We start from the raw sequence: 21,419 nt of genomic DNA on the forward strand, positions 1-21,419 counted from the left end.
CCGCGCTCGGCATCCCGGTCACGGAAGCTGTGGGATAAGTCCGTCCGGGGAAAGGGGAACTTCGGCGTTCAGCCGATTTGTGCAACAGAGCCGCTGAGAGAGGGCCCATGACGTCCAACGCCGAATGCTGGAGGCTGCGGCGCACCGTCCTCGTTCTCGCGAAGATCTCGCTGACCGGCTGCGCGACGGGCGCTTCTCACCTTGGCGGCGTCGGGGCCTGTCCGCCCTGTCGTCGAGTACGGCCGTCAGTTCCAGGCGCGGGCGGCCGAGGAGCTCGGCAATACTTCCGGAAGGGAAATGTGATCGCGGGAATGCTGGCCGACGACGCTGTGTTTCGAGAGCAGGCGCAGGCATCATGTCACTTTTGATGTTTCAATGCGCTTGGCGGAGCCTTCGGCGCTTGATTGCGAAATTTCGGCGAGCTGACCCCGAATACTGTCTGAAGCGTGTCTCGATCCGCTCGGGTACCGAGCGCTCGGCCGACAAACGGTGGATCCGCGCACCAGAGAATCTTCGATAGAGATCGCAAGCAATCCTGATAGCATTTTTACCGACGCGGGCAGATGGTCGTTATCGGTTCGATATCCTCGTGTAAAGTCTCGCAATATTACGGGGGGCAATCCGGCGTCCGAGGCGCCGGTCAGGAAGCTGTATGCGAGAGGAAAGCAAATGGTAACGGCGCTCGTGCTCGAGGAGAAAGGGAAGCTGTCACTTCGGGATTTTCCGCTGGACCAGTCCTTGGGACCGGCCGATGTGCGAATTGCGATCCGGACCGTAGGTGTTTGCGGTTCCGATGTTCACTACTACACGCACGGAAAGATCGGTCCCTTCGTTGTTAAGGAGCCGATGGTGCTCGGTCACGAAGCCGCGGGCGTGGTGCTAGAAACGGGTTCTGACGTTCGAAATCTGAAGGTTGGCGACAGGGTCTGCATGGAGCCCGGCATACCCGATCCGACGTCGCGCGCGTCGAAACTGGGGATCTACAACGTTGACCCTGCCGTCAGATTCTGGGCCACGCCGCCAGTGCATGGCTGCTTGACACCTGAGGTCATCCATCCGGCCGCGTTCACCTATCGGCTGCCGGACCAAGTAAGCTTTGCCGACGGCGCGATGGTCGAGCCTTTCGCAATCGGCATGCAGAGCGCCCTCCGCGCGCGCATTCAGCCTGGCGACATTGCCGTCGTGACCGGGGCCGGGCCCATAGGAATGATGACGGCGCTCGCTGCGCTTGCGGGCGGCTGCGCCAAGGTTATCGTTGCCGATCTGGCGCAGCCCAAGCTGGACATCATCGGCGCCTATGCCGGGATTGAAACGGTCAATATCCGCCAGCGACCGGCTGCCGAGGTTGTCGCCGAGGCGACTAATGGCTGGGGCGCGGACGTGGTGTTCGAATGCTCTGGCGCTGCGCCCGCCATTCTTGGGCTGCCCGCTCTCGCTCGACCGGGCGGGGCCCTCGTTCTGGTCGGCATGCCGGTCGAGCCGGTTCCGGTGGACATCGTCGGGATGCAGGCAAAGGAGCTGCGGGTCGAAACCGTGTTCCGCTACGCCAACATCTACGACCGGGCGATCGCGTTGATCGCGGCTGGCAAGGTAGACCTGAAGCCGCTGATTTCTGCGACTGTGCCATTTGCGGACAGCATCGCCGCCTTTGATCGCGCCGTGGAGGCACGCGAGACGGACGTCAAGATTCAGATCTCCATGCCGGCGGATTGACCGCGCCGCAAGAGGACAGCGCTCATGTATCTGGGACTCGACATCGGCACATCCGGTGTGAAGGCGATGCTGGTGGCGGAGGATTTCGCGACCGTGGCCGTGGCACATGCGCCCCTGACCGTCTCACGCCCGCATGCCGGCTGGTCGGAACAGAATCCAGGCGATTGGATCACGGCGTGCGAAGCGGCCATCGCGGACCTCGCCCGGAAGCAGGGCGACGCGATGGCGCGCCTGCAGGGCATCGGCTTGTCCGGTCACATGCACGGCGCGACGCTGCTGGACGGCTCGGACCGTCCGCTCAGGCCGTGCATCCTCTGGAACGACAGCCGCTCCGCAGAGGAATGCGCTGTGTTGGAGGCACGCGCGGATTTTCGCAGAATCGGCGGGAATATCGTGATGGCGGGGTTCACGGCGCCCAAGCTTTTGTGGGTGGCGCGGCACGAACCGGAGATATTCGAGCGGACGGCCAAGGTACTTCTGCCGAAGGACTTCGTGCGACTTTGGCTGACGGGCGAGCACGTGGCCGAGAGGTCCGACGCGTCTGGAACTTTGTGGCTCGACGTGGCGCAGCGCCGCTGGTCGGACGCGCTGCTTAACGCGACCGGGCTGACGCAGGCGCAGATGCCCGCTCTGGTCGAGGGAACCGACATATCGGGCAGCCTGCGCACCGAGCTTGCCGAGCGATGGGGCGTGGCCCGCGTTCCGGTGGCGGGCGGTGCCGGCGACAATGCCGCGACGGCCTGCGGCATGGGCGCTATCCAGCCCGGAACAGGCTTTCTGTCGCTGGGAACCTCGGGCGTGCTTTTTGCCACGACGGACCGCTTCCGCCCGAACACCGACGACGCGGTGCACGCCTTCTGCCACGCGGTTCCCGACACATGGCACCAGATGGGCGTCTTTCTCGCCGCGACGGATGCGCTTACGTGGCTGTGCGAGATCACCGGCCGTCCGGTGCCTGAACTGGTCGGCCTGCTTCCAGAGACAGTCACGCAGCCGTCCGCTGTCGGCTTCCTGCCCTATTTGTCTGGCGAGCGTACTCCGCACAATGACCCTGGGGCCAGCGGTGCTTTTTGGAACGTCCGCCGCGACACGGGCCTCCCGGAACTGGTGCACGGAGTGATGGACGGCGTCGCTCTGGCCTTCGCCGATTGCGCTACGGCTCTGCGCGCCGCCGGAACCGATATCGACGTGGCTTATGTCGTGGGAGGCGGTGCACGGTCCGAGCAGTGGTTGAGCATCCTCGCCGCCGCCACGGGGATTACGCTTCTGCGTCCGGAGGCCGGCGATTTTGGCGCTGCATTCGGCGCGGCCAAGCTTGCGGCTGCATCGGTAAGCGGCGACGTGTCGGGAGGGATATTCGCCGGCCCAGCGATCCGGTCCGAGGTGGTGCCCGATACGAATTTGGCAGCCGGCTATGCAGAAAAGTATAAGGCATATCGCGCCGCGTATCGTCAGATCCGGCCACTGGTCTAATCGGCACTCTCCCAGATGCGCGCGTGAACGCTGGCTTGAACTGTCTTGTGGCCCTATTTTGCTGCATTGCAGCGAGGGGGCGCCGCGCCAGACAGCCGTTCCCGTTACAGCGCCAGAACAGCATGTTTCTGATGCTCAACATAAACGGATCAAAAAAGTATCAGAAAATGCCCGCTGGCGTCGTGGCTCGACACCGCGCCGGGTGATACAAAAGAATCGTCACCGAGAGGAGGGTCGAGGCCGACGAGAAGCGGATCGATCACGGTGGAACCGGGAGGACACAATGCATCTCGACCTTGAACTGGTCCATATCAGAGACGGGGAATCCTTCGCCGCCTGGCGCCATGGATACCCGTTTCGAACCGTGCGCTGGCATTATCATCCTGAGTACGAGATCCACCTCGTGGTGGCAACGCATGGCAAGTTCTACATCGGCGACCACGTGGGTGAGTTTTCGCCCGGACAGCTGATCATGACGGGCCCGAACCTGCCCCAGAACTGGATTAGCGATATCGGTGACGCTGAAACCGTCCCCCGGCGGACCGAGGTGATCCAATTCCCGCAAAGCTTCGCGGACAAGATTCTTGACGCGTTTCCAGAGGCCGCGGCGGCAGAGGCGATCTTCGAGCGCAGCAAGCGCGGCATCCTGTTCGACTACGAAACGGGGGAATCTGTACGTCCGCTCATGCATCGACTGGTCGATGCACGCGGTGTCATGCGTCTCGCGCTGTTCTTCGAGATCCTCGACAAGCTTCTGAACGCTTCCAAGACGCAGACCCTTTCGAGCCTGAACTTCATGCTGAGCATGGAAAAGGCCGAGGAGTCCGACATGAACAGGGTTATCGCGCATCTGCGCGAGAACCTGACTGAACCCGTCACCGAAAGCGAGCTTGCTGAGATGACCGGCCAGAGTCAGAGCGCGTTTTCCCGGTCGTTCAAGCGCCACACAGGCGAAACGCTCGTCAGGTTTCGCAATCAACTTCGGATCGACCTCGCCTGCCAGATGCTGATTGCCGATCCGGAGGCCAAGGTGTCGGACATCTGTTTCGATGTCGGGTTTTCGAACCTGTCCAACTTCAATCGTCATTTTCTGCGCCTGAAAGGCATGTCGCCGTCTGAGTTCCGACAGACCTTTGCAGAGAACGAGGCGGTGCTAATGCCCGCCTAGCCACCGAAAATCTCCCTCAGGACCAATGAACTGCGGATGCAAACTTCGCAGAACGGGGAGATTTTGTCTTTCAACCAAGGGAGGATCCCATGAAGACCCTACTGAAATCCGTCTCCGTCGCAGCGCTTGGACTGGCCGCTTCGGCCGGAATCGCCACCGCCCAGGACGATCAGCTCAAGATCGGCATGACGTTCCAGGAGATGAACAACCCGTATTTCGTCAGCATGCAGGAAGCGCTCATGCAGGCAGCCGATGCCATCGGCGCAGAGGTGATCGTGACCGATGCCGGGCATGACGTCGCAAAGCAGATCTCGGACGTCGAGGATATGCTTCAGCAGGACATCGACATCCTGCTTCTGAACCCGACCGACAGCGCGGGCATCGAGGCTGCCGTGCGCATGGCCAAGGAGGCCGGCGTGATCGTCGTCGCGGTGGACGCCAATGCCAACGGCCCGGTCGATACCTTTGTCGGCTCCAAGAACCGCGATGCCGGTTACCTGTCGTGCCAGTACCTGGCCGAGGCCATGGGCGGCGAGGGCGAGGTCGCGATCCTGGACGGCATCCCGGTCGTGCCGATCCTGCAGCGCGTCGAAGGTTGCAAGGCGGCGCTGGATGAGGCGCCCGGCATCACGCTGGTCGACACCCAGAACGGCCGGCAGGACCGGTCGGTCGCGCTTGGCGTGGTGGAGAACATGATCCAGGCGCATCCGAACCTCGGCGGCATCTTCTCGGTCAACGATGGCGGTGCGATGGGCGCTCTGGCCGCGATCCAGGGCTCGGGCAAGGACATCCTGCTGACCTCAGTCGACGGCGCGCCCGAGGCGGTGGCCGCCATCGCGCAAGGTACGCCCTTCATCGAGACCACCGCCCAGTTCCCGCGCGACCAGGTGCGCGTCGGGCTCGGCATGGCGCTGGCGCAGTACTGGGGCGCACGGGTGGTTCCGTCCGAGGTCCCGATCGACGTGCGCGTCGTCGATGCGGACAACGCCGAGGGGTTCTCCTGGTAAGAGGCTGACATCGACCGCGCCCGGACCGTCCCGGGCGCGGCACTCAGGGGGAGGAGACGATATGCTTGAGATGAGCGGCATAAGAAAGGCGTTCGGCCCGGTGAAGGTCCTTCACGGCGTGGACCTCGAGGTCCGCGCGGGCGAGGTCCACGCCCTGCTGGGCGAAAACGGCGCCGGCAAGTCCACCATGATGAAGATCCTCTGCGGCATCCTTCAGGCGGACGAGGGCACGATCCGCATCGACGGCACCGAGCGTCACTTCGCCCATTACGACGAGGCCATCGCCGCAGGCATCGGCATCGTGTTCCAGGAATTCAGTCTCATTCCCTATCTGACGGCGGTTGAGAACATCTTTCTGGCGCGCGAACTCCGCACGCGCTTCGGCCTGCTGGACCGCAAGGCGATGCGCGTCCGCGCCAAGGAAGTGCTCGACAAGCTGGGGGTCGCGGTGCCGCTCGACGTGCCCGTGGCCGACCTGAGCGTCGCGGAGCAGCAATTCGTGGAGATCGCCAAGGCGCTGTCGCTTGAGGCGCGGGTGCTCGTGCTCGACGAGCCCACGGCGACGCTGACGCCGAGCGAGGTCGAATATCTCTTCCGCGTGATGCGCGACCTGCGCAGCCAGGGCGTCGCCATCGTTTTCATCTCGCATCACCTCGAGGAGATCTTCGAGATCTGCGACCGCATCACCGTGCTTCGCGACGGGGAGTATATCGGCACCCGTGCCGTGGCCGAAATCGACACCGACGGGCTGGTCGAGATGATGGTCGGTCGCCGGATCGAGAGCAACTTCCCGCCCAAGCCAGACTCGCACCCCCACGCCCGCGTCGTCGTCGATGCCGAGGAAATCCAGCTTAGGAAGAACGGCCCGGTCAGCAGCTTCCAGCTCCGCCAGGGCGAGGTTCTGGGCTTTGCCGGGCTGGTTGGGTCGGGACGCACCGAGACCGCGCTGTCGATCATGGGGGCCTATCCCGCTTTCCGCGTGAAGGTCGAGATCAACGGCGATCCGGTTCCCCCGAAAAACCCCAGCGAGGCGCTGGCCCGCGGGATCGGCCTTCTGCCCGAAAGCCGTAAGGAACAGGGCCTGATCACGTCGTTCCCGATCATGCACAACATCTCGGTGAACAACTACGGCAAATACCGGCGAATGCGGGTCTTTCTTGATCTCGCCGCCGAGCGTCACCATACCGAAATTGCCATGCGGGACGTGCGCGTGAAGGCGCCGGGACCGGACGTGCCCTGCGACACGCTCTCGGGCGGGAACCAGCAAAAGGTGGTGATCGCGCGCTGGCTCAATCACCACACGCCGATCCTCATCTTCGATGAGCCGACGCGCGGCATCGACGTGGGAGCCAAGGCCGAGATTTACCAATTGATGCGTAAGCTCACCGAGGACGGCTACTCGATCATCATGATCTCCTCGGAATTGCCGGAGGTGACGGGCCTGGCTGATCGGGTCTGCGTGTTCCGAAGCGGGGCCATCGTGGCAACGCTCGAGGGCGACGCGATCACCTCCGAAGAAATCATGAAACACGCCACAACGGGGAAGCTCAGATATGTCGCATGACGTAACCGCTCAATCGTCGTCCTCGGCCCTTCAGTCGGTAGCGGCACGCCTCAAGCATTCGCCTTTGCTCCTGCCGCTGGTCGGGCTGATCGTCGTCTCGGTCGTCATGGCCTTTGCCAGCGACAATTTTTTCAGCGTCGACAACATCGTCAATGTCCTGAGGCAGCAATCCATCATCGGCATACTCGCCATCGGGATGACCTTTGTCATCCTCACCGGCGGGATCGACCTTTCCGTCGGGGCCGTCATGGCGCTCTGTGGCACGCTGGGGGCCGGCGTCATGGTTCACATGGGTCTGCCCGGTGGGCTCGGCCTGCTGGCGATGCTCGTCGTGGGGGTGCTCTTTGGTCTCTTTAACGGCCTGCTCGTGGCCTGGGGCAAGATGCCCGCGATCATCGTGACACTCGCGACCATGCTGATCGCGCGCGGGCTCGGGCTGGTCTATTCGGGCGGCTACCCGGTGAGCGGCCTTCCGGGGTGGATCTCTTGGTTCGGCATCGGCCGGATCGGGGGCATACCGGTGCCGATCATCATCATGGTGATCCTCTACGCGGCGGCCTGGGTTCTGTTGCAGCGCACCTCTTTCGGGCGCCACGTCTACGCCATCGGCGGCAACGAGACGGCAGCCTCCCTGTCGGGCGTGAACACCAAGCGGATCAAGCTGATCGTGTTCATGATCTCGGGCTTCACCTCGGCCATGGCCGCCATCGTCCTGACCGGGCGCCTGATGAGCGGACAGCCGGGCGCCGGTGTCGCCTTCGAACTCGACGCGATCGCGATGGTGGTGCTTGGCGGCACGGCAATTGCCGGAGGCCGCGGACTGATCCTCGGCACGCTTATTGGCGCCGTCTTGCTAGGCATCATCAACAACGGCCTGAACCTTATGGGCATCAACCCGTATCTCCAGGACGTCATCAAGGGCTTCATCATCCTGCTGGCCATCTACATCGGCCGCGACTGGCGGTGAGCGAAGCCCGCGGATCCGGATGGACCTCCCCCGTCCGGGTTCGCACCAATGCCCCTCATGAGCCCTGAACAGGAGCTGGGAAGTTGACGGATCATTTCATCGGCGTGGATGTAGGAACCGGATCGGCGCGGGCCGGTGTCTTCGCGGCAACGGGCACATTGATGGCCACCGCCAAGCACGACATCGCCATGCACAAGGAAAGCGGCGGCATCGTGGAACAATCCAGCGCGCAGGTCTGGGACGCCGTCTGCCAGGCGACGCGCCGGGCGGTGACGGAGGCATCCATCGATCCTGCAAGCGTCCGGGGGATCGGCTTCGACGCCACCTGCTCAATGGTCGTGCGAGACCGCAACGGCGCGCCGCTTCCGGTCGGGGATCCCAACCATCCCGAGCGTGACATCATCGTCTGGATGGATCACCGCGCCATCGAGCAGGCTGAGCGCATTAACGCGCAGGATCATGAGGTTCTGCGATATGTCGGCGGCGCGATCTCGCCCGAAATGCAGACGCCAAAGCTGCTCTGGCTCAAGGAAAGACGCCCCGACACCTACGATGCGGCCGGGCATTTCTTCGATCTGACCGATTTCCTGGGCTGGATGGCCACAGGCAGCCTCGCGCGATCCTCTTGCACTGTGACGTGCAAATGGACCTACCTCGCGCATGAGAGCCGGTGGGATCCGGAGTATTTCCGGGCGATTGGGCTGGGGGACCTGGCGGATGCGGATTTCGCCCCTATAGGCCAGGACATCGTCGAGCCGGGCAAGGCACTCGGCGCAGGGCTGACTGAAGGTGCGGCGGCGCAGCTTGGCCTCGCCCCCGGCACCGCGGTCGGCGCGGGGCTAATCGACGCCCATGCCGGCGGGATCGGGACGGTCTGCGCGGGGGGCGGGGCCGAAGATCCGACCGCCTGCCTCGCCTATGTGTTCGGCACGTCCTCCTGCACCATGACCACGACCCGCGAGCCCGCCTTCGTTCCCGGCGTGTGGGGGCCCTACTTCTCGGCGATGGTTCCGGGCGCATGGCTCAGCGAAGGCGGACAGTCCGCGGCCGGTGCCGCCATTGACCATCTCGTGTCGCTGCACCCGGCCTACGGCGACGCGCAGCAGCAGGCACAGGCAGCCCGGAAGCCGCTTCCCGTCTGGCTGGCCGATGCGGCCCTTGCCGCGTGCGATAGGGCCTCGGACGCAGTGTTGCTGGCGCGCGATCTGCATGTCGTGCCGGAGTTTCTCGGCAACCGGGCGCCGTTCGCCGATCCGCACGCCCGTGCCGTGATCGTTGGGCAAGGCATGGAGACGGATATCCCCTCGCTTGTCGCGCTCTATGTCGCCGGGGTCTGCGGGCTCGGCTACGGGCTGCGCCAGATCATCGAGACGCAGGCCGGGCACGGAGCGCCTGTCAACACCATCGCGATCAGCGGTGGCGCCGGGCAGCACCCGCTGATCCGCCAGCTTCTGGCTGACGCGACCGGGCTTCCGGTCGATACAACGACCTGCCCGGAGCCGGTCCTGCTGGGCTCTGCCATCCTCGGGGCGGTCGCAGCCGATGCGTTTTCCAGTATCCAAGCGGCGATGCCCGTTATGTCGCACATCGCGCAAACCCACGCGCCCTCTGGCGGCACCGCGCGGCGCATCCACGACCGGCGCTTCGACGCCTTCCTGACCCTTCAGCGCGTCGCCCGCGACATCCGCTGCACGACCGAAGAGCCTTTCGCATGACTAAGATTTCCCGCGCGCTGGCCAGCGCATCCCGAGACGCGCGTCATTTCGCGCTCGCCAACTGTATCCGCGCGCTCGCGATGGACGGGGTCGAGGCGGCGAAGTCTGGCCACCCCGGCGCGCCGATGGGCATGGCCGACGCGGCCACTGTGCTCTGGACTCGCCATCTGAAGTTCGACCCGTCCTGCCCGGACTGGCCCGACCGCGACCGGTTCGTACTGTCGAACGGCCACGCGTCGATGATGCTTTATGCGCTGCTGCACCTGACCGGGTTCGAGGACATGACCCTCGATCAGCTCAAGGCATTCCGCCAATGGGGATCGATCACCGCCGGGCATCCCGAATACGGCCATGCCGCGGGCGTCGAAATCACGACCGGTCCGCTTGGACAGGGGCTCGCCGGGGCCGTAGGCATGGCGATGGCAGAGCGGTCGCTCGCGGCGGCCTTCGGCGCAGATCTGGTGGACCATCGCACCTGGGTGTTCTGCGGCGACGGCTGCCTGATGGAAGGCATCAGCCAGGAGGCGATCTCGCTCGCCGGTCACCTGCGGCTCGAAAAGCTGACCGTTCTCTATGACGATAATGGAATTTCCATCGATGGCAGCACCGACAAGGCCTTTACCGAGGATGTCGGAAAGCGCTTCGAGGCCGCTGGCTGGCATGTGATCGCCTGTGACGGACACGACCCTGACGCGCTCGATAAGGCGATGCGCGCGGCGAAGGCCGAGACCGGGCGGCCAACGCTGATCAGGATGAAGACGGTGATCGGCCTTGGTGCGCCCAATCGCGCGAACCACGAAAGCGCGCATGGCGCCCCGCTCGGCCCCGACGAGCGCGCGCTGGCACGCGCCGCACTTAGCCTCGATGGCGAGGATTTCGTCCTGCCCGAAACCGCGCTGGCCGAATGGCAGATCTTGGGCGGCCGCGGGGCCGCTGCACGGAAAGACTGGCAGGACCGGCTGGCAGCGGCGCCTGCCGATATGCGCGCCGAATTCCTGCGCCGCCAGCGCGGCGAGATGCCGGAGGCGCTTGCGCCGACCGTCGCGCAGGCCCGCGCGGCGCTGTTCGACGTCCCGCAAGCCGTCGCCACCCGCAAGGCGAGCCAGATCGCGCTCACGACGCTGGCCGAGGCCGTGCCCGAAATAATCGGCGGGTCGGCGGACCTTACCCACTCCAACCTCACGCGCGTGCCGGCGGTCGACAGCGATTTCCAGCCCGGCCAGCCCGGGGGGCGCTACGTCTCCTACGGTGTGCGTGAATTCGGCATGGCCGCGGCGATGAACGGCATGGCCGCGCATGGCGGGATCATCCCCTACGGCGGCGCGTTCCTCATCTTCTCCGATTACGCGCGCAACGCCATTCGCATGGCGGCGCTGATGCAGCTCGGCACGATCTTCGTGATGACCCACGACTCGATCGGGCTGGGCGAGGACGGTCCGACGCACCAGCCCGTCGAGCATCTGGCCAGCCTGCGCGCGATCCCCGGCCTCTCCGTGTTCCGCCCCGCCGACGCGGTGGAGACGCTGGAATGCTGGGAACTCGCGATCCGCAGCCGGAAGGCGCCCTCCCTGCTGGCCTTGTCCCGCCAGGCCGTGCCGCAGCTGCGCGAGGCCGGCCCCGACAACCTGTCGGCGCGCGGGGCGTATATCCTCAGATCCCATGGCACCGGACGGGACGTGACCCTGCTGGCCACCGGCACCGAGGTCTCGCTCGCGGTGCAGGCAGCCGAACGGCTGCACGAACAGGGGATCGCGGCCACTGTCGTGTCGATGCCCAGCTGGGAGCGTTTCGATGCCCAGCCCGCCGACTACCGCGCCGACGTTCTGGGCGACGCGCCCCGCATCGCCGTCGAGGCGGCCAGCCGCTTCGGCTGGACGCGATACGTCGCCTCCGAGGACGACGTGATCGGGCTCGACGGGTTCGGCGCCTCGGCCCCGGCCGACGTGCTCTACCAGAAGTTCGGCATCACCGAGGCGGCCATCGTGGCCCGTGCCCGGCTCCTCCACGACAACAGGACATCCTCATGAAGTTCTTCGTCGATACCGCGCAGCCGGATGACATCCGTGCGCTGAACGGCTACGGCCTGCTGGACGGCGTCACCACCAACCCGTCGCTGATCGCCAAGGCGGGGCGCGACTTCAAGGATGTCGTGGCCGAGATCTGCGCGATGATCGACGGCCCGGTGTCCGCGGAGGTCGCGGCGACCGACAGCGCCGGGATGATCGCAGAAGGCGAGCACCTGTCGCGGATCGCCGACAACGTAGTGATCAAGCTGCCGACGACGCTCGACGGGTTGGCGGCCTGCCGTCACTTCAGCGCGAAGGGCATCCGGACCAACCTGACGCTGTGCTTTTCAGCCAATCAGGCGCTGCTCGTGGCCAAGGCAGGAGCGACCTATGTCTCGCCCTTCGTCGGGCGGCTGGACGACATCAACCTCGACGGCATGGCGCTGATCCGGGACATCCGGACGATCTACGACCGGTTCGCCTTTCCCACGCAGATCCTCGCCGCATCGCTGCGCACCGCCAACCATGTCACCGGCGCCGCTCTGGCAGGCGCCGACGTCGCCACCGTGCCACCCGCCGTCATCCTTGGGCTGATCCGGCACCCGCTAACCGACAGCGGCCTGGCGACGTTCACCAAGGACTGGGCCGCCACGGGCCAGTCCATCCTCTGAGGGAGCGTTCGATGCAGTTTTCCGGAAAATCCGTCATCATCACCGGCGCGGGCAAGGGCATCGGGCGGGCGACCGCCGAACTGCTCGCAGAGCGCGGCGCCGATATCGTGGCGCTCAGCCGAACGCGCTCGGACCTCGACAGCCTGCGCGCTAGGGTCGGCGGGCGCAGCATCGTCGCCGACTTGGCCACCCCGGGCGGTGCAAGACAGGCGATGGCCGAGGCCGGGACCTGCGACATGCTGGTCAACTGCGCCGGCACGAACGTCCTCGAAAGCGTGCTCGACATGACCGAGGCCGGCTACGAGACGGTCATGGGCATAAACCTGCGAACCGCCCTGATCTGCGCCCAGGAGTTTGCCCGCGCGCGCGTCACCGCTGGAGGCAGTGGGGTGATCGTCAACGTCACGTCCATTGCCGGGCATCGCGGCTTTCCCGATCACCTCTGCTACGCCGCGTCCAAGGCCGGCCTCGAAGGCGCGACCCGCGTCATGGCGCGCGAGCTTGGCGCGCACGGCATCCGTGTCGTCGCGTTGGCGCCGACCGTGACGATGACGGAATTGGCCGCCGAGGCGTGGAGCGATCCCGCCAAGAGCGCGCCGATGATGGCCCGGCACCCGGCCGGACGCTTCGCGCAGGCCGAAGACGTCGCGCGGGCGATCGCACTCCTGTTGTCGGACGATGCCGGCATGGTCACCGGATCGGCCCTCGCGGTGGATGGCGGATTCCTTTCGGTCTGAACAATGAACCGGGCGCGCGCCCAGGCGGCACGAAGCGCCCCGAGACAAGATCCTGGCGCATGGGCAGCGGGAGCGCCGCCAGAAAACAAGGAGGATGGATATGGGTGAAGCATTGGAGGGCAAGGTCGCCGCCGTAACGGGCGCAGCCTCGGGGATCGGCTTGTCGATCACCAGGGCCCTGTTGGCCGAAGGCGTGAAGGTCGTCATGGTGGATCGCGATGCGTCGGCGCTGGCAAAGATCGCAAGCGAGCTTGGTCCGGACGCCATCCCGCAAGTGACCGACCTGCTCGATCTGAAAAGCTGCGACGCGATGGTGCCGGAAATCCTCGAAAAAGTCGGCCGGATTGACATCCTGCTTTGCAACGCCGGGAGCTATATCGGCGGCAACCTGCTCGATACGAACCCGGCCGCAATCGACCGGATGCTGAATCTGAACATCAACTCCGTCGTCAAGAATGTGCATGCCGTGGCGCCGCACATGATGGAGCGCGGCTCGGGCGATATCCTCGTGACCTGCTCGATCGCGGGGCACTCGGCCATCCACGTGGAGCCGGTCTACTCGGCGTCGAAATGGGCCATCACCAGCTTCGTTCAGACGATGCGCCGCCAGTTGATGCAGCACGGCATCCGCGTCGGACAGGTTTCCCCGGGCCCGGTCATCTCCGCGCTTCTTTCGGACTGGGAGCCCGACCGGCTTCAGCGCATGAAGGACGCGGGTGCGTTGATGGATACAAAGGAGGTGTCGGATGCCATGATGTACATGCTGACCCGCCCTCGGAACGTGACCATTCGCGACATGATCGTCCTTCCGTCTAATTTCGATATTTGACGCATCGATCCTGTCATCGCGACACTGCAACGAGATTGAATTCTTTTGTGGAAAGCCGGCGCCAAGCGGGCTTTCCGAAACACCATGTTTTCCGAGGTGATCTGCGACCCTCAAAGCTCAAGCTGCTGACTTGGTTTGAAGATGGAACGGATACCGCCTCCTTTGACGGCGTCGCTATGTGCCACGCTTTCGGACTTGAAAGCAAAGGTGAAAGAGAGGGCGCATTCAAGGAGGAGGGTACAATCATCCGCGTCGATTGCTGCCCACTTCCTTACGCGCGGCATGCTACACTGCGAAGCACCCGAGTTGGATTTCAGTCGCTTTTGCATCGGCTCCGATGTCGAACAGAATACTATCATTTAGAATCCGGACCTTACTAGACGGAGAACGTTTGACCCGAGTCCCGTCCGCTCCGCCACTTGTCCCCGCGAAAGCGTTCTCCCGATCCGGCTGCGGCCTCAATTTTCCGTTTTTTTCGAGGGTTATGCGGGTGGGGCTGAGGACTGGCCCCGGCATCAAGAGAACCGGATGCGGTCTCTCAGGGGCGATATTCTCCGGACCTGATGACTGCGCTGATTTAGTGAATAACTTGCAAGGCACGGAAAAAACGTGGCTTTGTGGAGCCATCGACTAAGCACTTCGAAGCCAGTGGCGTTCGGGAGTAGGAACTCGGATCGAACATTCAACGGGCGGAACATAGCTTTGCCGCGCTCGATCAATCAGCTGGACGAGCTGACATCCTGGCCTTCTCTTGAGAGTGTCGAGACCTCGCGTTCGCCAAGCTCGAGCCCGTCAGTTTCAGTGAGCAGCCATGCTGAAAGTCGGTCGGTGGCTACGCCCGGCGTCTGGGAGATCGTGCAGGCGGGCACGGCGGAGCTTCTGGCGCCCGGCCGGTTATCGGCTGACCCGGCTCCTGCGCGGCCAGCGCGGCACCGAGGGCGCCATGGGCAATCCGGCGGCTGCAGGCGCGCGGATCGCTGTGCTGGACGACCGCCTCGCCTCGCTGCCCATCGCCGAGGCTGATCTCGGCATCCCGTGGAACTGGCGCATCGGCCCCGTGAGCTGCCCGGTCAGCGACGAGACCTATGTCGCGCAGGCCTTTACGCCCGCGGGTGTCGGGTTGCGACCGTTCTCGGTCGCCCATGTCGAGCAGCCATGGCGGAAGCCACGCACGCCCGGCGATCTGACGATCCGCTGGACACGCCGGTCCCGCGCGCTTGCCGCCGACAGCTGGGGTGACCTCGGCGGTGCCGTGACCGTCCGCGGTCGCCAAGACGATCTCGGCCCGCCAGGCCAGCTTGCGCGGGGTGTTGCGGTCGGCGACCATGGCTTCGAGCCGCGCTCGGTCGACGGGGCTCCGATACAGGCAGATGTCATCGCGCCTCATACCGCGACACTGACACAGCCAGCCAAGACAGGGAATCTTCCGTCAGGCGGGGGACACTAGTACGATTTACCCGCACAGTCGCCGGAGGCACCATCAACCGAACAGCCGAAGCGAGCCGCGCGCCGCCCACCGGCACGCGACAAACGGGTTGAAAGGGCGCGAGGACTTTGTTTGATCACGGACCGGCCTCGTCGACCAGCGGCGGCCGGCCGCTTCGATTTACGGTGTACACGAGCCACTGCGGCCCTATCGGCGTCTAGTCGCAGAAGAAAACCTGTTCCATGAACGACCATTGCTCGCCCGGAGCGCGGGACGCCAGAGGCTCCTGGCAAGGGTCGGTCAGCCTCCACCACTCTTGCGTGTCCGGGTCGTCCGCCATACGTGCCATATCCGCTGAAAAGTCATCGCCGTGATATTCTAGATACCCAAAGAGCACGTTCTCGGGTTCGCGCAGAAAGATCGAGAAATTGCGGATATTGCTGTCCGCAATCTGGCGCAGCACGCCTGGCCATGCATCTGCGTGAAGCCGTTTATACTCTTTGATCTTTTCAGGTCGGATGCCGATCATCATTCCCATACGTTGCATGGTAAGACCTCCCGTAGGCTAGGCTTCGACGACGTGGTCGAGGGCAGCGATCCGTTGCCTGTCAATCGCGTCCCAGTCCCAGTCAATTCCGATGCCCGGCTCGCCCGGGGGAAGGGCATCGCCGCTTTCGATCCGCAGCGCGGATTTGGTGACGGTATCCAATTGTGGAATGTACTCGAGCGTCGGCGCATTCGGCACGGCGCAGGCGAGGCTGACATGAAGCTCCATCAAGAAATGCGGGCAGATCGGCACGTTATAAGCCTCGGCCAGATGAGCGATTTTCAACCAAGGTGTGATCCCGCCCACCCGCGCGACATCGGCCTGGACCACCGTGCACGCGCCTTGGTCCAGATAATCCTTGAACTGGCTGAGGCTGTACATGCTTTCGCCCACCGCAATCTGCACCCGCGAGCGCTGGGCCAGAACCCGGTGTGCGCCGACGTCATCGGCGGGCATCGGCTCTTCGAACCAGTGGATGCCCAGATCGCCCAGCATGTCGGCGCGCCGCAGCGCCTCGGCGAGATCGAACGATTGGTTCGCATCGACCATGATCTTGAAGCCATCGCCGACCGCATCGCGCACAGCGGACAGACGCGCGCGATCATCCGCAAGCGTTGGCTTGCCGATCTTTACCTTGGCGCCGGTGAACCCACGCGCTTGCATCGCTAGCGCGTCCGCCACCAGATCCTCGGTGGCGATGTGCAGCCAGCCGCCCTCGGTCGAATAGAGCGGCACTTTGCGTTGGGCCCCGCCCGCCAAACGCCAAAGAGGCAGACCTGCCCGACGGCAACGCAGATCCCACAGCGCCGTGTCGACCGCCGCAAGCGCAAGCGATGTGATCGCGCCCACCGCCGTGGCATGGGTGGCAAACAGAAGGTCACGCCATATCCCTTCGATCTCTTCGGCCTCTTTCCCGATCAAACGCGGCGCGAGCGTTTGCGCCAGAAGCGATAGGATCGCCGGTCCACCGGTCCCGATGGTGTAGCTATAGCCTGTTCCGGTCTGCCCATCCGCGTCCGTGATGCGCACAATCGGCGTCTCTTGGCTGACAAAGGCCTGAATGGCGTCGGTCCGTTCGACCTTTGGGGTGAGGTCGACCATCATCAACTCGACTCGGGTGATCTTGGCCATCTGTGCCTTTTCCTTCAGCTTTGGTGCGCGTGCATCGACGTCAATCCAAGCCTAGTTTATAGGCCGCGATCGCGGTCTCTGATCGGATTTGCCGTTGCGCCGGCTCTGCCAATTCGGCGATCAACTGGACGGCGGTGGTCATCACCCGGTCGTAGGGTGCCGCCAGAAGGCAGACGGGCCAGTCCGATCCCAGCATGCACCGCCCTGCCCCAAAGCAATCCACCACATGGTTGAGATAGGGCGCCAGATCATCGGCGGTCCACGCTGTCCAGTCCGCCTCGGTCACCATGCCGGACAGCTTGACCCAGCAATTGGACGAGGCCTCTGCCAGCGCGCGCAGATCACTGGCCCAGGGCTCCCATCCGCCAGAGGCGATCTCTGGTTTTGCGATATGATCCAAGACCCAACGTGTCTCTGGCATCGCCTGCACGGTTTTGATCGCCGCGGGCAGCTCACGCGGGCGCAACAGCAGATCATAGACCAGATCGTGCCGGGCCACCGCCGCCAACCCACGCCGCACGTCCGCCCGCAAAAGCCAATTGGGATCTTCCTCGTCATGCACTTGGTGACGGATGCCCACCAGATACGCGCCGCCCTTGCTGTCTTTGAGACGTTGCAGATCGTCCGCAACGGATTGCGACGTCAGGTCCACCCAAGCCACGACGCCCGCAACAAAATCCGTCGCGTCGGCGATTTCTAGGAACTCAAGCGATTCCTCGTAGCTGCTGCGCGTCTGAACAAGGATCGTGTCCGTGACCCCGACCTCGGCGATACGGGGCCGCAGGTCATCGGGGCTGAACTTGCGCCGGATCACGGCCAGATCGTCGGTCATCCACGGGTAATCCGCCGTTGCGGGATCCCAAAAATGGTGATGCGTGTCGATGAGCCTGGTCATTCTGCGGCCACCTCGCTCGAGCCATGAATATGTTGCATGATTTCGTGGCTGACGCGGTCGTAATCGCGGTCGTTGATCACTTCACCGCGGATCTGAAACTCGTCCATGACAAGGATCCGGTCCGCCACCGTGACCATCTCGGGCATATCGCTGGTGATCAACAGCACCGATGTGCCGGCATCCGCCAGATCCCGGATCAACTCGTGCACATAGGCCTTGGTCTTGATGTCGACGCCCACGGTCGGTTCGTCGATGATCAGGATACTCACATTCGCCGCAAGCCATTTGGCCACGCTCACCTTCTGCTGGTTTCCACCAGACAGGTTGCCGATTGTCTGGTGCAGCGAGGGCGTGCGCACTTCGAGCTTTTTGACCACCGGGGAAACCGCCTTTTCAACGGAGCGGTCCGTAAAGGCGCCAATCGCGTTCTGCAGCCGCCGCCACACGGTGATCCCGGCGTTGTCCAACACGCTGTGCATGAGGATCAGGCCTTCGCTTTTGCGATCCTCGCTGACATAGCCGATCCGGTTTTGATGCAGCGCGTCCGCAACCGATGTGATGTTGCGCGGCGTGCCCTCGACCAAAATCTCGCCGCCCGTCACCTTGTCAGCGCCGATGATCGCCTTGGCGAGTTCCGTGCGGCCCGATCCCACCAGACCGTAAAGCCCCAGGACCTCGCCCTTATGCAGGCTCAACGAGACATCGGTGTGACCCGCTTGGGTGGCAACGCCGCGCAGTTCAAGAGCCACATCGCGGTCGCGGCAATCGCGCTGGCTCCACGTGGGGATCTGTTCGGTCCGGCCGATCATAAGCCGCACAATGTCCTGCCGGCCAAGCCCTTCGAGCGGCTGGCTTTCGCAGGCGTTGCGGCCATCGCGCAGAACGGTCACTTGGTCGCAGATTTCCTGCACCTCCTCCAGCTTGTGGCTGACGAACACAAGGCTCACGCCATCGTCGCGCAGCCGCTTCACAATCGAAAACAGCCGCTCGGTTTCGTGCTGGGTCAAGGACGCGGTCGGCTCGTCGAGCATCAGAATTCGAGACTTAAGCGCCAGGGCTTTCGCGATCTCGACAAGCTGGATCTTGGCGACGGGCAAGTCCTCGACCTTGGTGGAGGGGTCGGCGTCGATCTCCAAGAGATCAAGCCAATGCTCCGCGTCACGATAGAGCTTTGGATAGTTGATCGGCTTCCAAGGGTCGGCGCTCAGCGTTTCGAGAAAGATGTTTTCGGCGACCGAGAAGCGGGGGATGACGTTTCGCTCCTGATGCACGACGCCGACCCCGGCGGCGATGGCCTCGCGGGTAGACTGCGGGGCAAAGAGCGTGCCGTCGATCTCCATATGGCCGGCGTCGTGGCGATGCACACCGGTCATGATCTTGATCAGTGTCGACTTTCCCGCGCCATTCTCGCCCAAAAGCGCGTGCACTGAGCCGGGTGTCAGAGACAGGTTGACCTTGTCCAATGCCACAACGCCCGGAAAGGTCTTGGTCACGGCATGGGCTTGAAAGGTGAATTGGCTCATGCGGCACCTCCGGGGACATGCCGCTGCCCGCGGATTTCACGAAGTCGGTTCACGCCCACCGCCCATAGGATCAAGAGACCCAAGACGACCTGCACCAGGAACGGGTCGATGTTAAAAAGCACAAGGACCTGGGTGATGATGGCAATGATCACGACGCCACAGCAGGTGCCCGCGACACTGATGCGGCCCCCTGTCAAAAGCGCACCGCCGATCACAGGGGCCGCAAAGCTCAGGATCAGCCAGTCGTCGCCGATGCTGGGTTGCCCCAATTCCAGGCGGGCGACCAGCATGATCCCGGCCATCGCGGCCAGGACGCCGGAAATCGCATGGGCGACGATCTCGGCCTTGGGCACCGAGATCCCGGACAGTTCTGCCGCATGTGAATTCCCGCCGACGGCCAGGATCGTGCGCCCAAGCGGCAGCCGGAACAAAAAGTACCACAGCGCGATCGCGGTGATGGCGAACGGGAAGAACAGCAACGGGATGGTGCCGAACAACGATGCATTGCCGATCCACTTCACCGCCTCTGGGATTTCGTAGAAAGGCTGCGCCTCGGTGATGCCAAGATTGATGCCCTTGAAAACCGAGAGCGTGGCAAGCGTGATGACAAAGGCCGACACGCCGGTCAGCGCCACAAGGGCGCCATTCAGCACCCCGGCCAACAGACCGACCGCCAACGCCAGCATCGCTGCGATAGGCCAAGGCAGCCCCCAAACCTCCATCATGCCCGCAAAGGAAATCGCTGCGAGCCCGCCAATCGCCCCGACAGACAGGTTCATCTGTCCGATGCCGATGATCACCATTTGCGCAAACGCCACGAGCGCATTGACCGAGATCGCCAGCAACAGGATCTGAATGTTGAAGGGCGTCAGAAACGACGGCTTTAGAATGCCGACAACGATGATCGCGGCGACCGACACGACAAACGGCCCGAACCAGTCCGACTTTGTGATATGTTGCGTCATACCAACTTGTTCCGTGCAAGGTAGGATCGCCGCGCAAGGTCGAGCAGAACGGCAATCAGAAGCAAAAGGCCAAGATAGGTCTGCACCCAAAACGCGCCGACCTGCATCAACAAAAGACCCGTCGTCAGCATCGTCACCAAGAACGCGCCGAGGAATGTCCCCAGGACCGAAATCCTCCCGCCCGTTAACAGGTTCCCGCCAAGCACCGGCCCCAGAAACGCGGGCAGCAGCCAATCCTGGCCCAATTGTCCCGCCATGGATGGGATCGCTGCCCCCGTCCGCGACACGAGCATCAACCCCGCAACGACCGCCAAGACGCCCGACAGCGCATGGGCATAGGTGATCATGCGTCCGACCCTTATTCCCGAGAGCTCGGCCGCTCTTGCGTTGGCGCCTGCGGCCAAGATTTCCCGGCCGACCGTTGTGAACTTGAACGCGAGCCACAAGAGGACACCGATCACGATCGCCGTCAGCAGCATCGGGGACAGGACCGCCAGGATCTTCATGCGGCCAAGCGTCGAAAACGCCGGAGAGATCTCGCGGAACGATTCCGCCTGCGTCAGAAAGATCATCGCCCCGAACATCACACTCATTGTTGCGAGTGTGATGATAAAGCTGTGCAGGCCCGACTTGACGATCATCACGCCATTCGTTGCCCCCAGAAGGGCGCCCACGATCAACGCCCCAAAGCAGGCGGGCAACCAGTGCAACCCAGCGGCCTGCATCAGCCAACCGCCGAACATGGCCCCGCAAACGCCGATCGCCCCGACCCCGAGGTTCAAGCCTCCGGTCACGATGACCACCATCATCGAGAACCCGATCATGATATTGACCGCCGCTGTTCGGCCCATCGCATACAGGCTGAAATTCGACAAAAACATCGGAGAGATGGACGCGAAGATGATCGTGAAGAGGACGATCAGAACGATCAGCCCAAACTCGTTGCTTAGGAAAAACCGTTGTACCGCAGTCATCTGGCGGACAGGCGGGTGCGCGGTCACCGGATTGCGCACGGGCGCGGAATTCTGCTCGATATCGGCCATCGGACCTTAGCGATTTATTGGGATAAAGCGAAATCGCGG

At 63.7% G+C, this 21,419-nt stretch carries 17 protein-coding genes and 1 pseudogene; 12 read left to right on the plus strand and 6 right to left on the minus strand.

Going from position 1 to position 21,419, the window contains the following annotated elements:
• Positions 1-669: 669 nt before the first annotated feature.
• The 12 genes and pseudogenes from DTQ71_RS21095 to DTQ71_RS24995 form a co-directional block, all read left to right on the plus strand.
• Positions 670-1,713: an NAD(P)-dependent alcohol dehydrogenase gene (locus DTQ71_RS21095; RefSeq protein ID WP_109566282.1), complete on the plus strand. Its 1,044-nt coding sequence runs from the start codon at positions 670-672 to the stop codon at positions 1,711-1,713.
• A 24-nt stretch (positions 1,714-1,737) separates the two neighbouring features.
• Positions 1,738-3,186, plus strand: coding sequence for a xylulokinase (xylB, locus tag DTQ71_RS21100; protein WP_109566283.1), 1,449 nt, complete (start codon positions 1,738-1,740; stop codon positions 3,184-3,186).
• A 283-nt stretch (positions 3,187-3,469) separates the two neighbouring features.
• The gene (locus DTQ71_RS21105; protein ID WP_109566284.1) at positions 3,470-4,354 is read left to right on the plus strand and encodes an AraC family transcriptional regulator; all 885 of its coding nucleotides are present in this window, start codon (positions 3,470-3,472) and stop codon (positions 4,352-4,354) included.
• Positions 4,355-4,443: 89 nt separating this feature from the next.
• Positions 4,444-5,361: an ABC transporter substrate-binding protein gene (locus tag DTQ71_RS21110; RefSeq protein WP_109566285.1), complete on the plus strand. Its 918-nt coding sequence runs from the start codon at positions 4,444-4,446 to the stop codon at positions 5,359-5,361.
• Between the two features lie 70 nt (positions 5,362-5,431).
• Positions 5,432-6,925, plus strand: coding sequence for a sugar ABC transporter ATP-binding protein (locus DTQ71_RS21115; RefSeq protein ID WP_245947682.1), 1,494 nt, complete (start codon positions 5,432-5,434; stop codon positions 6,923-6,925).
• On the plus strand, positions 6,915-7,892 hold the full coding sequence (locus DTQ71_RS21120) for an ABC transporter permease (protein ID WP_109566287.1): 978 nt from the start codon (positions 6,915-6,917) through the stop codon (positions 7,890-7,892). The genes DTQ71_RS21115 and DTQ71_RS21120 overlap by 11 nt, the downstream gene beginning before the upstream one ends.
• 83 nt (positions 7,893-7,975) lie before the next feature.
• Complete coding sequence (locus DTQ71_RS21125; RefSeq protein WP_109566288.1) at positions 7,976-9,607, plus strand: FGGY-family carbohydrate kinase; 1,632 nt, start codon at positions 7,976-7,978, stop codon at positions 9,605-9,607.
• On the plus strand, positions 9,604-11,634 hold the full coding sequence (tkt, locus tag DTQ71_RS21130; RefSeq protein WP_109566289.1) for a transketolase: 2,031 nt from the start codon (positions 9,604-9,606) through the stop codon (positions 11,632-11,634). Before DTQ71_RS21125 ends, tkt begins: the two co-directional genes overlap by 4 nt.
• Positions 11,631-12,284, plus strand: coding sequence for a fructose-6-phosphate aldolase (fsa, locus tag DTQ71_RS21135; protein WP_109566290.1), 654 nt, complete (start codon positions 11,631-11,633; stop codon positions 12,282-12,284). Before tkt ends, fsa begins: the two co-directional genes overlap by 4 nt.
• Before the next feature lie 11 nt (positions 12,285-12,295).
• The gene (locus DTQ71_RS21140) at positions 12,296-13,021 is read left to right on the plus strand and encodes an SDR family oxidoreductase (protein ID WP_109566291.1); all 726 of its coding nucleotides are present in this window, start codon (positions 12,296-12,298) and stop codon (positions 13,019-13,021) included.
• Between the two features lie 100 nt (positions 13,022-13,121).
• Positions 13,122-13,850: an SDR family oxidoreductase gene (locus DTQ71_RS21145; protein ID WP_109566292.1), complete on the plus strand. Its 729-nt coding sequence runs from the start codon at positions 13,122-13,124 to the stop codon at positions 13,848-13,850.
• A gap of 831 nt (positions 13,851-14,681) precedes the next feature.
• A pseudogene (locus DTQ71_RS24995) lies at positions 14,682-15,087 on the plus strand (GTA baseplate fiber-binding domain-containing protein); the annotation flags it as partial.
• Between the two features lie 406 nt (positions 15,088-15,493).
• Here the strand turns inward: DTQ71_RS24995 and DTQ71_RS21160 are convergent.
• From DTQ71_RS21160 to DTQ71_RS21185, 6 genes are read right to left on the minus strand one after another with little or no spacing between them, the layout of a single operon-like run.
• On the minus strand, positions 15,494-15,823 hold the full coding sequence (locus tag DTQ71_RS21160) for an L-rhamnose mutarotase (RefSeq protein ID WP_109566293.1): 330 nt from the start codon (positions 15,821-15,823) through the stop codon (positions 15,494-15,496).
• An 18-nt stretch (positions 15,824-15,841) separates the two neighbouring features.
• The gene (locus tag DTQ71_RS21165) at positions 15,842-16,954 is read right to left on the minus strand and encodes a mandelate racemase/muconate lactonizing enzyme family protein (RefSeq protein ID WP_109566294.1); all 1,113 of its coding nucleotides are present in this window, start codon (positions 16,952-16,954) and stop codon (positions 15,842-15,844) included.
• A gap of 40 nt (positions 16,955-16,994) precedes the next feature.
• Entirely contained in the window at positions 16,995-17,849 is an 855-nt protein-coding gene (locus DTQ71_RS21170; RefSeq protein ID WP_109566295.1) for an amidohydrolase family protein, read from the minus strand.
• Complete coding sequence (locus tag DTQ71_RS21175; RefSeq protein ID WP_109566296.1) at positions 17,846-19,372, minus strand: sugar ABC transporter ATP-binding protein; 1,527 nt, start codon at positions 19,370-19,372, stop codon at positions 17,846-17,848. The genes DTQ71_RS21170 and DTQ71_RS21175 overlap by 4 nt, the downstream gene beginning before the upstream one ends.
• Positions 19,369-20,337, minus strand: a complete 969-nt coding sequence (locus DTQ71_RS21180) for an ABC transporter permease (protein ID WP_109566297.1) — start codon at positions 20,335-20,337, stop codon at positions 19,369-19,371. Before DTQ71_RS21180 ends, DTQ71_RS21175 begins: the two co-directional genes overlap by 4 nt.
• On the minus strand, positions 20,334-21,380 hold the full coding sequence (locus tag DTQ71_RS21185) for an ABC transporter permease (RefSeq protein ID WP_211317171.1): 1,047 nt from the start codon (positions 21,378-21,380) through the stop codon (positions 20,334-20,336). Before DTQ71_RS21185 ends, DTQ71_RS21180 begins: the two co-directional genes overlap by 4 nt.
• Positions 21,381-21,419: the final 39 nt, after the last annotated feature.

Source organism: Jannaschia seohaensis, from assembly GCF_900116765.1.
Classification (GTDB): domain Bacteria; phylum Pseudomonadota; class Alphaproteobacteria; order Rhodobacterales; family Rhodobacteraceae; genus Jannaschia; species Jannaschia seohaensis.